A 15,234-nucleotide genomic window follows, 5' to 3' on the forward strand; every position below is an offset into this window, starting at 1 on the left:
TGCGATACAGTTAGCGTGAAACATATAGTTCGGAATTATATGTTCGATTGTGTTAGGAAAGGAGCGAATATGGCAGCACAGAATAAGCTAGTCATTGTGGAGTCTCCCACGAAAGCGCGAAAAATTGGCGGGTATTTAGGCAATGGATATACCGTCATGGCTTCAGTTGGGCATATTCGCGATCTCGCTCAGCCAAGCCAAGTTCCAGCCTCACGCAAAGCGGCGTTTGGTAAGTTTGGTGTAGATGTCGATCATGGTTTTGCGCCATATTACGTAGTTGGCTCAGATAAAAAGAAAACTGTTTCCGATTTAAAGTCTGCGCTCGCAAAAGCTGACGAATTATATCTGGCAACTGATGAGGATCGCGAAGGTGAAGCTATTGCGTGGCATTTGGTAGAAGCATTGAAGCCAACTGTGCCAGTAAAGCGCATGGTGTTTCATGAGATTACTAAGGATGCAATTCAAGCCTCGCTTAGTAATACTCGAAATGTTGACGACAATATGGTTGACGCGCAAGAAACTCGTCGTGTGTTAGACCGTTTGTATGGATATGAGCTTTCTCCTGTTTTGTGGAGAAAAGTTGGTCCTGGTCTTTCTGCTGGACGCGTGCAGTCTGTTGCTACTAGGTTGATTGTTGAGCGTGAACGCGAGCGTATGGCGTTTACTAAGGCGTCTTACTGGGATATTAGCGCGATTTTAAGTTCTAAAGGCTCAGATGGTGAAAGTGTCGATTTTGAAGCGCGCATGAGCGAGCTTTCTGGTCGCCGTCTGGCTGGTTCTAAAGATTTCAATTCAAAAGGTGAGTTGGTTTCTACAAAAGATGAATCACAAAAAGCTTTGCATGTTGATGCTGATTTTGCATCTAAGCTTTCTAAAGCTCTTGAAAATTCAGATTTTGTAGTTGACTCTATGGAAACGAAGCCGTATCGTCGTCGTCCTTTGCCACCTTTTACTACATCAACTTTGCAGCAAACTGCTGGAAACCGACTTTCAATGAGCTCTCGCCAAACTATGCGAGCTGCGCAATCTTTATACGAAAACGGCTATATCACTTACATGCGTACGGATTCTGTAACGCTTTCCAAAGAAGCTATCGAAGCTGCGCGTAGTGCCGCTCGTGCAGCGTTTGGCGACGAGTATGTTTCGCAATCTCCTAAGCAGTATGCAACTACGTCTGCAGGAGCGCAGGAAGCTCATGAATGTATTCGCCCTGCTGGAGCGCGTTTCTTAAGCCCGGACGAGCTTGCAGATAAATTACCTGCGGATCAGCTGAAATTGTATACGCTTATTTGGCAACGAACCCTTGCGTCACAAATGGCTGATGCTACAGGTTTTACAGCAACTGTTAAGTTAAATGCTTCTGCTGGAGAATATGGAGAAGCTTTGTTCCAAGCTTCTGGAACAGTAATTACTTTTGCTGGTTTTATGAAGGTTTTTGGCAATGCACATGCATCTGAAGGTGAAAGCGATAAGGCGCTTCCTCAAATGCAAGCTGGGGATATTCTTGAAGCTAAAAGTGTTAGTGCGGATTCTCACGAAACTCAGCCTCCTGCAAGATATACTGAAGCTTCTTTAGTTAAAACTTTGGAAGCTAAGGAAATAGGCCGCCCTTCTACTTACGCAACGATTATTTCCACAATTATTGATCGCGGATACGTCTATGAGCGTGGACGTGCGTTAATTCCTTCTTGGCTTGCTTTTGCTGTAATTAAGCTTTTGGAAGCGAATTTCCCGAAGTATGTTGATTACGCGTTTACTGCTGATATGGAAAATGGTTTGGACAGAATTGCGCACGGTGAAGAAACCGGTCGCGATTGGTTAACTAGGTTCTATTTCGGTTCTGGTGAAGGTGCCGCTAATTCCGCTGATGAAGCTCATATTGGTTTGCAACAGCAGGTTGCAGAGCTTGGTGAGATTGATGCGCGTGAAATAAATACCATAGACATTGGCGATGGTTTGCATGTGCGTATTGGACGCTATGGTCCTTACTTGGAAGACATTAAGAATCTTGATGCTGAAGGCAACCCTCGTCATGCTTCTTTGCCAGAAACTTTAGCTCCAGATGAGTTAACTGTTGATGCTGCTCGAGAATTGCTTGAGAATAATGCTGAGGGTCCACGTGTGCTTGGAGTAGATCCAGAAACGGGTGGGAATGTAGAAGTGCGCAATGGTCGTTTTGGGCCGTACGTGGCACTGGTAGAAGAGCAGGATAATGCGGAAGATTCTAAATCTTCTAAGGCTTCTAAGTCTTCTAAGGCTCGTCCAAAAATGGCTTCTTTGTTTAAAACCATGGATCCAGCGACTTTGACTTTGCAAGAAGCGTTGCAACTTTTGAATTTGCCACGTTTTGTTGGCGAATATGAAGAAGTTGACGCAGAAGGTGTTGTAAAACTAGCTCGTATCGAAGCAAATAATGGTCGTTACGGTCCATATTTAACTAAAACATATTCTGCTGTAGATACTTCTGCTGGAGAAACTGTGGAATCTAAGCCGGATACGCGATCTCTTTCTAGTGAAGATGCTATTTTTACTGTTACTTTGCAGGAAGCGAAAGATTTATTTGCGCAACCAAAGTACGGTAAGCGTACTCGTGGTGCCGCCAAGCCGCCTCTTCGTGAGCTTGGTGCAGATCCTGAAACTGGGAAGCCAGTAGTGATTAAGGATGGTTTCTACGGAGCTTATATTACTGATGGCGAAACGAATCGCACTTTGCCAAAGCAGTATACGCCTGAATCGATTGATCCGCAGGATGCATTTGCACTTTTGGCGCAAAAGCGTGCCGCAGGTCCTGTAAAACGCAAAAAGCGAGCGGCTAAGAGCACTGCAAAATCTTCTGAAAAGAAGTCTACTGCGAAAAAATCTACCGCAAGGAAAACTTCTACAAAGAAGACTACTTCAAAGAAATCTACCGCTAAAAAAGCATAGGAATGAAATCTAAAGATTAAATAAACCTTGCATATGGAGTCAAAAAATATGGCATCTAAGAATGACGATTTCTCTGGTGGCTGCGCTTGCGGAGGAAACTGCGGCTGCAGAAGTGAGCAATCTTATGCAAATAAAGGCTTATTTATTTCTTTTGAGGGCATTGATGGCGTTGGTAAAACTACGCAAGTTGAGGCTCTTAAGGATTATTTGCAATCTTTGGGGCGAGAAGTTGTAGTGACGCGTGAGCCTGGCGGTACGCAGTTGGGTAAAACTTTGCGCGAAATACTCTTGCATGGCACGAGTGTATCTGCCAGAACAGAAGCTTTGCTTTTTGCTGCGGATCGTGCACAGCATGTCGCGCAAGTAATTCGCCCTGCACTTAGCCGTGGTGCAGTAGTAATAACGGATCGTTATATTGATTCTTCGCTTGCTTACCAAGCAGGCGGTCGCGAATTGACTATGGATGATGTGCGAACTTTAAGTGAGTGGGCAACGGATTCTCTGTGGCCTAATCGCACTTATTTGCTAGATATGCAGCCGGAAGATGCTTTTAAGCGTTTGCATCGTGAACAAGATCGCATGGAATCAGCTGGAATAGATTTCGCACGTCGCACTAGAGAAGCATTTTTAGATTTAGCGCAGGAGTCTGCAGATCGTTATCGCGTATTAGACGCAACGTTCTCAGCGAAATCATTATCTGAACTTATTGTGCAAGACGTACATAACTTAATTGAAGAAATTGAAACTAAATAAAGTGGCGAATTTTATAAAGTGAAGAAGTAAAGAAGCTATGCAGGGGGTGAAGCGATGAGTGTGTGGGATAGCGTTATTGGGCAAGAACAGGTAGTTTCGCGATTGCGAAAAATTGCTTGTGCGGATGCTAGCAAAATAGCGCAATCTTGGCTGATTTGCGGAGCTGCTGGCTTCGGTAGTGCGCAAGTTGCGCGCGCTTTCGCTGCAGCTCTCGAAAGTCCGGATCATGGAGAAGGCAGTGATGGAATTAGCGGCGAAAATGAGCTTAGCAAAACTGCCAAAGAAGTTTTAGCAGGATTGCATCCTGATGTGCATACGCTTGCAACAAAAGGCGTAACTCTTAATATTGACGATGTACGCGAGGCAATTGGGATTTCTGAGCAGATGCCTAGCACTGCTCCTTGGCGAATCATAATTATTGAAGATGTTGACAGAATGTTGGAACGTAGCACAAACGTTCTTCTTAAAGAGATTGAAGAGCCAAGCGAGCATACGATTTGGCTTTTATGCGCTTCAAGTGTTATGGATGTGCTTCCAACAATTCGTTCGCGTACGCAACTTGTGCAATTAGCTACTCCAAACGAGCAGTCTATAGCAGAATATCTTACTAAAAAAACGGATGCGGATAATAAGCTAGCAAATCGTGCAGCCAGGCTTTCTCAAGGAAATATAGCAACTGCTTTTATCTACGCAAGCGATGAGCGTGCTTTAAGTAGGCGAGATGAGCTTATTGCAGGATTGCTCCGTATGCATGATGCTGCCGACGCAATTATGCTTGCTGCAATGCTTATTGACGATGCAAAATCACAAGCAGAAGATGAGGTTCAGCGAAATGTTGAGGCTCAACAAAAAGAATTTCGCAGAATTAACGGATTAGGCGATGAGGATCGCATTCCGCCCAAATTGCGCGCAAGCTACAATGCAATTGGGAAAAAGGATGATATAAAACGTAAAGTAACTCGTGTAAGTCGTGACGTGTTATGCCGTTCTCTTGACGCAATCGATAGCGTGTATAGAGATGTTTTAGTTGTTATTAACGAAGCGCAAAAGTCTTCGCCGATTATAAATCAGGAATACAAGTCTAGAATTGTCCAGTTGGCACAAAGCATGACAGCAAGTAGTGCATTGGATTGTGTTGATAGCATTGCTACTGCTCGTCGTCGGCTTTCGAGAAATGGTAATGCAACTCTTGTTTTTGAAGCGCTATTTTGCTCACTTTTGCAAAGTCAATAAAATACAAAAGTATCATATCCTCCACGGAAGTGACATATCGCTTGTGCCTATTCTTGGTGAATTTGTTGATTCGCGTCGCATGATTTCCGGTCTAAACTCCATATGTGCAGGTAACCAATGTTGCTCTGATTTGTTAACAGCGGTTAGGCGGATTGCTTCGCGCGCAATTTGCTGGTACGGAGGACGGATTGAAGAAAGCTTTGGCTCAGATATTTCTGCCTGTCTACTATCTCCGTAACCTATTACGAGAACGTCCTGCGGAACTTGCAAAGAAAGCTCATCTAAAGCTAGAAGTGCTCCAAGTGCGACAGCGTCATTTGCGCAAATAACAGCGTCTGGTTTGCGAGATTGTTTAGCGGTAGAATCAGAAAAAAGCCGCATTGTATCCTTGAATCCACGTTGATAAGTAAGTTCTCCAAAAGTTGTCCAATCTGGCTCAGAAAGTAAACTTAATCGGCTTGCAGCAGTCTGAAAATTGGCAAATAGGTTTGCGCTTTGTGTGGAGTCAACATTTCCACTTAAATAAGCAATATTATGGGCATCGTGATGCGAAAGATGTATTAAAGCAGCTTCCATCATTGATTCTTGATCCATGCCAACCCAATTGACGTGGAATGAAGTAGCAGTGCCACCAATTTGCACAATGGGAAGATTGTCAACGTAGTTTTCAAGTGTTTTTGTTAAATCACTATTGTTAGATGGCATGACAATAAGACTGTCAACATTATGACCGATAAGCTCTTCTATGCGTTCTTCTTGAGCTTCTGCGTCTTTTCCAGTTCCAACAAGAAGTATTTTATCTATTTCATGAGCTGCTTCATCCAATGCAGAAAGCATATTTACACTGAATGAATCATCTACGTTGCTTGTGCCTATTACTACGCCGATTGTATTAGTTGTGTCACTTCTTAATGCGCTTGCTGCATAATTTACTGAATAATTAAGCTGCTCTGCAGCTTTTCTTACGCGTTTTGCAATATCGTCATCTTTGGCTCGTCTACCAGAAAGTACACGAGATACTGTTGCAATTGAAACTTTTGCAAGAGCTGCTACATGAGTTATGGAGGCGTTTTGATTAGTTTGATTTGTCATATTTGCCCCCGAATAAGTGCGGTGCTGTAATTGTTGGTAAACAGCACCGCAAATTGAATATTATTTATTTGTCAGTTTATGTACACTTATTTATTTATATTATTCGCCTTTCGTGACTACGTCGACAAGATTGTTAGCTACATTTTCAGCGTCTTCACCATCAACGGTAATTGTGATTGAATCTCCTTTAGTAATACCCAATCCCATAATTGAAAGAATGCTATTCGCACTTACAGGGGCACCTTCGCCTTTCGCAATCGTTACAATGCAATTTGAGGACATCGCGGCTTGAGAAAATTCTGACGCTGGGCGAGCATGTATTCCAACTGGGTCTTCAATAGTAACAGTACGAGTTGCAATTGCCATTTTTTCTCCTTTGAATAATAATTAACAAATTCTGCTTTTATTTTTATTTTTCATATAAAAGCAAACCATATTTTTTCTTAAGGTTTTTTGTTTGCTATTTTCAACATTAAGTGTAGCATAATTAATTGAAAAATACAGAAAACGTTTTCACTTGTTGTAACAACGTTTTTAATGGTGTATAGTTTCATTAGTAAGAAACGTTTACCTACAAGAAATGCTTATGCGGCGTTGCGGCCGTAATAAAGTTTCTAAACCTAAAGGAGGGTTTTAAGTATGGTAATCACTGGTGTTGGCATTGGGCGCTCGATGGCATATGGTGAAGTATTGTGTATGGCACCTGCTTTGCATGAGCCAGAGGATTCTCCTCGTGCTGTTAGTGTGTTGGCTGAGGATGCAAAAAAGGCTGTTAAAAATGCTTTAAATGAAGTAAATAAAGACCTAAACCATCGTGCAAGTGAGGCTCTTGAAGCAAAGGATGAGGGGACTCGAAAAGCAGCACCAATTATGCAAGCTCTTGCACAGATGGCATCGGATCCAGCGTTAATAAGTGCAATTGAATCTGGTATTGATAAGGGGAAAACAGCGGAACGTGCCACTTGGGAAGGATTCGCACAATTTGAAGACATGTTGCGTAATCTTGGTGGTTACATGGCTGAGCGTGCAGGAGATTTGCATGATGTTGGCCAGCGTGTTATTGCATCTTTGATTGGTGTTGAAGCTCCTGGGGTGCCGGAAAGTGATTCGCCTTTTGTGCTGGTTGCTAGGGATCTTTCACCTGCTGATACAGCTTCACTTGATTTAAGCAAGGTTCAGGCAATTGTCACTCTTGATGGTGGTCCTACAAGTCACACTGCTATTCTTGCTCGTGCTCGTGGAATTGTTGCTGTTGTTGGAGCACACGATGCCTCTCAGCTGAAGAATCATCAAATTGTTGTAGTAGATGCCGTTAATGGTCATGTTATAAGCAGTCCTAGTGAAGAAGAGATTGCGCATGTTAAAGAGTCTCGTGAGCGTTTAAGCCGCGCTCGTGAATTGCGTGGATTGCCTGGAAGTACAAAAGATGGTCATTTGATTCCTCTTTTGGCAAATGTAGGAAAGCCCTCAGATGCCGTAACTGCTCATGAGTATGGAGCAGAAGGAGTAGGTCTATTCCGAACGGAATTTCTGTTTATTGGTAACGAGCAACCGCCTAGTATAGAAGAACAAACAGAATCTTATACAGAGTTACTATCTCAGTTTGAAGGCAAGAAAGTTGTTATTCGATTGCTTGATGCTGGAGCAGATAAACCGTTACCATTCTTGACTCCTGAAGATGAACCAAATCCTGCTCTCGGACTTCGAGGTTTGCGTACTCTAAGACAGCATATGGGTGTTCTAGATGGTCAGCTGGAGGCATTATCTCGTGCTGATGCTGTGACGAATGCTGACTTATGGGTGATGGCTCCAATGGTTTCAGACGAACATGAAGCAGCATATTTTGTAAAACTTGGTAAATCTAAAGGTCTTAAAAAGGTTGGCATTATGGCAGAGGTGCCTTCTATCGCTCTTGTTGCCGAGGAGGTTGCTCAAGTCGCTGATTTTGTATCTATCGGAACGAATGATTTGACGCAATACACTCTTGCAGCAGATAGAACCCTTGGGTCTGTTTCTAATTATCAAACTGCTTGGCACCCTGCAGTGTTGCGCGCGATCAAAATGATTGCAGACGCTGGTAACGCACATGGTATGCCAGTCGGAGTGTGTGGAGAAGCTGCAGCAGATCCAGACTTAGCGGTTGTTCTTACAGGTCTCGGTATTAACTCGCTTTCTATGACGCCAGTTGCTTTGGACGATGTTCGAGCAGAACTTGCTCAAACTACATTTGATGAAGCTAAAGCTAAAGCTCATGAGGCTTTAGCTGGAAAGTTCTACCACTCAATCATGCAAGAATAAGCCAAGGGAGTAATTCAAAATATGATCGTTACGAAAAACATTAAAAATTCGATTACCAATCAGAAATAATCAAGAATAATTAACATGCTTAGAAAAGAGAAAATATGAGTGCTGATATTGATGAGCTTCTCCCGGATTCTGCAGTAAACCTTGATATTGCAGCGAAAGATTGGCGTGATGCTATTTGTCTTGCAGGCAATGCTTTGAAGGAGTCTGGCTTTACTACTGATGAATATACGAATCAGATGATTGAAACAGTTGAGAAAATGGGCCCGTATATTGTTATTGCCCCAGGCTTGGCTTTGGCACATTCGCGCCCGTCGGAAGTAGTGTTAAAAAGTGGTTTGAGCTGGATTCGTTTAAGTACGCCTGTTAAATTTGGTAACACTGCCAACGATCCGGTCTCTTTAGTAATTGGTCTTGCAGGTCACGATGAAAATGAGCATATTGGCGTTATGTCCGCGGTTGCTGCAGCTTTGTCTAATCCTGTGAAGACTAGAGAACTTGCACAAGCAAAAAACGCTAAAGAAATTCGCGCAATTCTTAAAAGTTAAATACTAAAGAATTAATTAATTTTGCAAAATTAAAAAAATACAACTCAACGAAAGAGGTTATTTATGAATATTCTATGTGTATGCGGAAACGGCATTGGCACGTCTGTACTTTTAAAAATCAATGTTGAGGCTGCGGCAGCAGACTTAGGTCTTGATGTTATAGTTACTACTTCCGATGCGGGAAGTGCAAAAGGTACTGCGAATATGAATGATCTTGTGCTCACTTCTCCTCAGCTTGCTCCAGAGCTTGAGGGCACTACCACTCCTGTAGAAACAATTGAAAATTTCATGGATGTTGAAGAGGTGAAGGGTGTGCTTGAGCGTTACGCATAAATTATGTGTAACAAATAAACGTTTGATTATGCTGATTACGTGCTTACTGCTTTGGCATAGTCGTACTGTTATTTCATGCGCTATTCGCTTTTTCTAAATAAAAAGAAGGAAATAAGATGAACATTGTAGTTCAGGTTTTAAATTTCATAAGTCAGCAGATTTTGAATGTGCCGGCTTATTTGATTGGTATTATTGCGGCAATCGGTCTTATCGCACTCAAACGTAGTGCAGGACAAGTGATTGCAGGCGGCTTAAAAGCTGCTATGGGTTACCTCATTTTGGGTGCAGGTGCTGGCGTTGTTGTTGGTGCACTTGCTCCATTTGGTGACTTGGTTTTGAAGTCTACTGGTGCTCATGGTGTTGTACCTACGAATGAGGTTATTACTGCTCAGGCTGCAGGTCAGTACGGTGCTACTTCTGCATACATTATTGTGCTCAGCTTCGTTCTTATGCTTCTTGCTGCACGCTTTACTCCTTTGAAGTACATATTCTTGACTGGTCACCACATGGTGTTTATGTCTATGCTTTTGGCTCTAGTTCTTTCCGTTGGTTTTGGTGCAGGCAACCAGTTGCTTATTGTTATTGTCGGCTCTGTCATTATGGCAACGGTTATGGTTGTTCTGCCAGCTTTTGCGCAGCCTTTTATGAACCGTATTACTGGTAGCGATAAGCTCTCGATTGGTCACTTTAACTCTTTAAGCTACATTGTTTCTGGTGCTGTTGGTGCTGCTGTTGGTAAGAAGTCTAAGTCTACTGAAGATATTAACTTCCCTAAGGGTTTGAGCTTCTTGCGTGATTCAATGGTCTCCACGACTTTGTTGATGGTTGTGCTGTATTTGGTATTCGCAGTGTGGGCTTCGGTTGTGTTGCCAGTAAAGGAACTCTTCAAGATTTTCGCGTCTCACCCTACGGACTATAGTGCCTTCTACATGGCGGCTTTTGCTCAGGCTTTGCAATTTGGAATTGGTGTTAGTGTCATCCTTTATGGTGTTCGTATCATTTTAGGTGAATTGGTTCCTGCATTCCAGGGCATTGCTAACAAGGTCGTTCCAGGCGCTCGTCCAGCATTGGATATTCCAATCGTATTCCCATACGGTGCTAATGCTTCTCTTATTGGCTTCTTGTCTTCCTTCGTTGGAGGTCTTGTAGCTCTCGGACTTATTGCAATTTGGATGGGTCCAGCTTGGGGATTGGCATTGATTCTCCCAGGAATGGTGCCTCACTTCTTCGATGGTGGTGGTGCAGGCGTGTTTGGTAATGCAACCGGTGGTCGCCGTGGTGCTATTCTCGGTGGTTTTATTAACGGTTTAATTATTACATTCCTTCCAGCAGTATTGCTTACTGTTATGGGTTCCTTCGGCTTGGCAAACTCCACCTTCGGCGATGCTGACTTTGGTTGGGTTGGCACTGTTGTTGGTAACTTCGCTCACCTCGGTGCAGGCGTTGGTGCTATAAGCTTGATTATTGTTGCTGTTATTCTGTTTGCCTTGGCTTGGGTATGGCAGGTTAAGGTTGTTAACACTGGCTGGCTTCCTGCAGTAAAGCATGCTGAGTTCATTGAAGGAATTAAGAAGCAAGAGCGTGCTGCTAAGAAAGCAGCTGTGGCAGCTAAGGCTGCTGAAACTCATGAGGAGGCTGCTACAAAATAAATAGAGTACAGTAAAAAATTACATTTTAGTTAATGCGCCCAGTTTAGATTTTTCTGGGCGCACGTTTTATATTGACCGTCAAATTATGCAGTTAGCGTTGTTTCTTAGTGTTGTTTTTGCTTGAGTGCCACGATCTGCTTGAACAATTAGATTGCGCTAACGTTTGCGTTTATTTGTTACTCGCGCAGTTGATTAGTGTTGTGTAATGGTAGATACTTAAATTATGAATATTTCTACAGATTTCACTACCATTCCGGATGATTATTCTAAAGCTGCGCCGGAGCAGAATAAGATCAGCGGAGTTCCAGTAGTTTCTTTCCCATTTTACGTTGATAATATGCCATCTTTCGTGCATTATTTGCATTGGCGTTTTGTTGACGACGATGCAATACCGGTATGCGGTTTTGAATGGATTCACTGGACTGCCGCGAACGTGCCTGTTGAAGCGTTAATGTTTGATTTTAATGATTCTCACGCTTTACAAATACCGGAAGATTTTTCTCGTACAATGACTTCTATGATTCCGGAAGCTCTTCAAGGACGCAACTCGCAGGCAAGCAGATTTATTGGTTGCAATGATTCAGCAATTACTATGCGATACAACGGCCCTCAGCCTCCTGATAAAGATCACGAATACATGTTTGAAGTTTTTGGCACAGAAAAGCCTTTGCCAAATCTTAAGCCGGGATTCTACATGAATGAATTGTTACGCGAAGTAAGAAATGTAACTTCAGGTGTAGATGCTGGTGGAATGTTCCTTACTGGTAAAGCCTAAACGCGAGCACGAGAGCAACCAATTAGGTTAGCAGTTAACGCCTAAGCGTTAGAATCAAACAGTAACAAATCTAAAAATAAAATATAAAATCTAAAAACAGAGGATGCAAATATGGCATGCACAACAATTCTTGTTGGTAGAAAAGCAAGTTACGACGGATCCACGCTTATTGCGCGTAACGAAGACTCAGCAAATGGCGAGTTTAATCCGAAGCGTTTAGTAGTAGTAAAGCCGGAAGATCAACCTCGCGTTTATAAGTCTGTTCTTAGCCACGTAACAGTCGAGTTGCCGGATAATCCAATGCAATACACAAGCGTGCCAAATGCAGACTTGCGCGAAGGAATTTGGGGAGAAGCTGGCGTTAACGAAGCAAATGTTGCAATGAGCGCAACTGAAACGCTTACGTCCAACGAGCGCGTGTTAGGCGCAGATCCAATGGTTGAACTTCAAAAAGAACAAGGCAAAGTTGGAGATGCTGACTACAAGCCGGAAGTGCCGGGTGGAATTGGCGAAGAAGATTTCTTAACGCTTGTTTTGCCTTATATTCGTAGCGCTCGCGAAGGCGTTGAGCGTTTGGGTGCATTGCTTGAAAAGTACGGCACTTATGAGATGAATGGCGTTGCATTTTCGGATGTGAACGAGATTTGGTGGTTTGAAACTGTCGGTGGTCATCATTGGATTGCTAAGCGTGTGCCGGATGAAGCTTATGTTGTTATGCCAAACCAGCTCGGAATTGACGAGTTCGATTTAGATGATGCTTTTGATCTTCAAGAAGAGCATATGTGCTCGGCTGATTTGCTTGAGTTTATTGAAGAAAATCACTTGGATTTGTCGGTGGAAAACGCTTCTCCGTTTAACCCTCGTGATGCTTTTGGCTCTCATTCGGATGCTGACCACGTGTACAACACTCCTCGCGCATGGTTCATGGAGCGCTTCTTGAATCCGTATGACGAAGTGTGGGATGGTAAAGACGCTGATCATCGTCCGGACAGCAACGATATTCCTTGGGCTCGCCAGCCTGAGCGTAAAGTGACTGTTGAGGATATTAAGTACGTTTTAAGCTCTCACTATCAGGGCACTGAGTATGATCCTTACGGCAATCTTGGAGATGAGCATACTCGTCATATGTTGCGTCCAATCGGAATTAATCGCCAAAGCGAGCTTGCTGTAATGCAAATCCGCCCTTACATGCCGGAAGCAATGCGTGCAATTCAGTGGATTACTTACGGTTCTAATCCTTTCAATTCTTTGATTCCGTTCTATCCAAACGTAAATCGCACTCCAAAGTATTTGGAAGATACGACTACTCGCGTAACAAGCGAAAACTTCTATTGGGAGAATCGCATTATTGCTGCTCTTGCGGATGCCGCATTTAACGACACTGCAAACGCGATTGAGCGCTACCAAGAAGTTGTCGGTTCCCTTGGTCACGCAATGGTCAAGTCTACGGATGCTGCCGTGGCAGATCTTCTTGGCGTTGATTTGGCTGATTACGAGCCAGAACGTGAAGGTGATGAAGGCGAAGATTACGATGATTTAGTTCGCGATCCTGAAGCTATTATTGCCGAGCTTCGCAACGACAAAGTGCGCGAGGCTTTGGCTGAAGCAAATGACGATATGGCAGCAAAGCTGAAGAAAGAAACCGATTCTTTGCTTGACACGGTGCTGTACATCACTAGCATGCGTATGAAGAATGGTTTTAATCGTTCTGATCACTAAATTTAAATTTTATTAAAAATTAAATGCCTTCCTAAGAAATGAACTTTTTATTTCACACGGAAGGCATTTTTGTTATCTTTTGTTATTTTGCTATAGACGTTGATAATAACGCGTATAGATATTGCGTGTGGTGGCTATGCTACGAACAAACAATCGTATAGTATGAATCATGTAATTAACATTATCCGCATGCATAGTTGTGCCAATATGCCTATGAAAGAGGGGTACATGAGCATTCTTGATTCATACACTACAACATTCGGTTTGGTTAAAAAAATTGATGCCTTTGAGTACCTGGATTATTTAAAGCAACATCCAGAGGAGCCTAGGAAGCGCGGTAAGGTTCTGCTTGTTACTGCTGATACTCCTTTAAAAGCTTCTCGTGGAGAAGGTAAAACAACTACAACTATTGCGTTAGTTGATGCATTGCGTGAGCGCGGTGTGGACGCAGCTGCAGTTCTTCGTCAGCCAAGCATGGGCATTACGGCTGCTGGTTCTAAAGGTGGTGCAAGTGGTGGCGGTAAGTCTTCGCTTTCTCACCCTGAGTTGATTGACTGGGGCCTGTGTGGTGAAATGGCTGCTATTGCTTGCGCGCAGAATTTGCTTGTGTCGTTTGCGGAAAAAGCAGTCGACGAGGGTGTTCTTGATACTATTTTAGTTCCTCGAGTTAGTGAAGTTCCTTCGCGATCTTTGCGAAGCATTGCTGTTGATTTTGGCAAGGGGACTGTTCCTGAGCGCGTTGTTTTGACGCCAACTTGCGAGCTTATGCAAATCGTAGTGTTGTCGCGCAGTATGGACGAGATTTCTCATCGTGTTTCTTCAATGATTGCTGGCACAAAAGACGGTAAGCCTGTTAAGTTTGGTGAGTTTGTGGATTTGTGGCGAATCACCAATATTCTTGCCGACGCTGTAAAGCCTGCTAAAACTGAGACGATTAATGGTTCTCCAATCTACGTCCATTGCGGCCCGTTTGCGAACGTTTCGCTTGGTATTCCAAGCCTTGTAAGCGTTGAAATGGCTTGCGCTGAGCATGATGTTGTAGTGGTGGAAGCAGGTTATGGCACGGATGCTGGTGCTCAAAAGTGGTTAGATATTGCTGCTCGCGAGTTTGGTGCAAAGTGGCCTGCTGCTGCAGTTGTAGTTACTCGCGCAACTACTTGGCGAGATGACGAAACTTTGGCTTGGCGTTACCCATTCCATGTTTCTCGTTTGGAATCTCTTAATATCCCTACGTTCCCGTTGATTAATTTGTGGGAAGGCGAGGATGATCAAGTGCCTGAATTGTTGGAACAAGCCAAGTCTTTAGGATTCAGAAAGCCTATTGTTGGCAATTTATTCCGCGATGGTGGCGATGGTTTGGCAAATCAGCTGGACGATTTTGTGTCTGCAATAACTGATGATGTTGAAACGAAAGTTCCAGAAAGTAGGCGTGGAAAGACGCTTAGGGAGCGAATTAACTTGTTGTGTGCAGAAGCTTACGGTGTTCCTGTTGAGCGTGTGATCGACAAAGCAGGTTTTGCTGATTCATTGAAAGAAGCGCAGGATTTGTGTGCAAATTCTGGAGTTATTTTCGATGACCTTGCGCTTGTTGCTGTAAAGTCGCCAGCAACTATGACTGACGATGATCATGCGCCTGAAGGTTCTCGCACTGTGACATTGAAGAAAGTGGAAGTTCACGCTGGAGCTGGAGTTGTGCAGGTAAATCTCACATCTTCACTAACAACTCCAATGCCAAAAATCGTGTGAAATATTAATAGTGTAATTTTCTCTTAAATATTGAGATTACTTAAAATTACTTATTGATAGCAAGTAACAAAACGTCGTCAACATGCCCCTTATGGCGTGTAGACGACGTTTTTGTTTTTGCCTTGTGTTTCGTCTGTTGTTTCCGCTTTTTGTTTCC

At 43.3% G+C, this 15,234-nt stretch carries 12 protein-coding genes; 10 read left to right on the forward strand and 2 right to left on the reverse strand.

The window, feature by feature from the left end; all coding sequences use genetic code 11:
* The first annotated feature begins 69 nt into the window (after positions 1-69).
* From topA to HXT26_RS00585, 3 genes are read left to right on the forward strand one after another with little or no spacing between them, the layout of a single operon-like run.
* A complete protein-coding gene (topA, locus tag HXT26_RS00575) occupies positions 70-2,925 on the forward strand; it encodes a type I DNA topoisomerase (RefSeq protein WP_422112004.1) in 2,856 nt (951 codons plus the stop codon).
* 48 nt (positions 2,926-2,973) lie between these two features.
* The gene (gene tmk, locus HXT26_RS00580) at positions 2,974-3,678 is read left to right on the forward strand and encodes a dTMP kinase (protein ID WP_004118459.1); all 705 of its coding nucleotides are present in this window, start codon (positions 2,974-2,976) and stop codon (positions 3,676-3,678) included.
* Positions 3,679-3,732: 54 nt separating this feature from the next.
* The gene (locus HXT26_RS00585; RefSeq protein ID WP_004118461.1) at positions 3,733-4,911 is read left to right on the forward strand and encodes a DNA polymerase III subunit delta'; all 1,179 of its coding nucleotides are present in this window, start codon (positions 3,733-3,735) and stop codon (positions 4,909-4,911) included.
* A 12-nt stretch (positions 4,912-4,923) separates the two neighbouring features.
* Here HXT26_RS00585 and HXT26_RS00590 read toward each other — a convergent pair whose 3' ends face one another.
* Both HXT26_RS00590 and HXT26_RS00595 read right to left on the reverse strand, forming a co-directional pair.
* Positions 4,924-6,003: a LacI family DNA-binding transcriptional regulator gene (locus HXT26_RS00590; protein WP_004108041.1), complete on the reverse strand. Its 1,080-nt coding sequence runs from the start codon at positions 6,001-6,003 to the stop codon at positions 4,924-4,926.
* Between the two features lie 99 nt (positions 6,004-6,102).
* Complete coding sequence (locus tag HXT26_RS00595; RefSeq protein ID WP_004104751.1) at positions 6,103-6,369, reverse strand: HPr family phosphocarrier protein; 267 nt, start codon at positions 6,367-6,369, stop codon at positions 6,103-6,105.
* A 273-nt stretch (positions 6,370-6,642) separates the two neighbouring features.
* Between HXT26_RS00595 and ptsP the strand changes: the two genes are divergently transcribed.
* The 7 genes from ptsP to HXT26_RS00630 all read left to right on the forward strand — a co-directional run bounded on the left by ptsP (position 6,643) and on the right by HXT26_RS00630 (position 15,077).
* On the forward strand, positions 6,643-8,301 hold the full coding sequence (gene ptsP, locus HXT26_RS00600; RefSeq protein ID WP_422112005.1) for a phosphoenolpyruvate--protein phosphotransferase: 1,659 nt from the start codon (positions 6,643-6,645) through the stop codon (positions 8,299-8,301).
* Positions 8,302-8,405: 104 nt separating this feature from the next.
* Positions 8,406-8,855, forward strand: coding sequence for a PTS sugar transporter subunit IIA (locus tag HXT26_RS00605; protein WP_422112006.1), 450 nt, complete (start codon positions 8,406-8,408; stop codon positions 8,853-8,855).
* A gap of 63 nt (positions 8,856-8,918) precedes the next feature.
* On the forward strand, positions 8,919-9,188 hold the full coding sequence (locus tag HXT26_RS00610) for a PTS sugar transporter subunit IIB (protein ID WP_422112007.1): 270 nt from the start codon (positions 8,919-8,921) through the stop codon (positions 9,186-9,188).
* Between the two features lie 116 nt (positions 9,189-9,304).
* Positions 9,305-10,837 carry a PTS ascorbate transporter subunit IIC gene (locus tag HXT26_RS00615; RefSeq protein WP_004104741.1) on the forward strand — a complete coding sequence of 511 codons (1,533 nt, stop codon included), beginning with the start codon at positions 9,305-9,307 and terminating at the stop codon, positions 10,835-10,837.
* A gap of 223 nt (positions 10,838-11,060) precedes the next feature.
* Positions 11,061-11,612 (forward strand): YbhB/YbcL family Raf kinase inhibitor-like protein, encoded by a 552-nt coding sequence (locus HXT26_RS00620; RefSeq protein WP_004104740.1) that lies wholly within the window; start codon positions 11,061-11,063, stop codon positions 11,610-11,612.
* A gap of 111 nt (positions 11,613-11,723) precedes the next feature.
* The gene (locus HXT26_RS00625; RefSeq protein WP_064340312.1) at positions 11,724-13,331 is read left to right on the forward strand and encodes a C69 family dipeptidase; all 1,608 of its coding nucleotides are present in this window, start codon (positions 11,724-11,726) and stop codon (positions 13,329-13,331) included.
* A gap of 228 nt (positions 13,332-13,559) precedes the next feature.
* A complete protein-coding gene (locus HXT26_RS00630) occupies positions 13,560-15,077 on the forward strand; it encodes a formate--tetrahydrofolate ligase (protein WP_415688464.1) in 1,518 nt (505 codons plus the stop codon).
* Positions 15,078-15,234 lie beyond the last annotated feature (157 nt).

The organism is Gardnerella sp. DNF00497B (assembly GCF_049262725.1).
In the GTDB taxonomy this organism is placed as follows: Bacteria; Actinomycetota; Actinomycetes; order Actinomycetales; family Bifidobacteriaceae; genus Bifidobacterium; species Bifidobacterium leopoldii.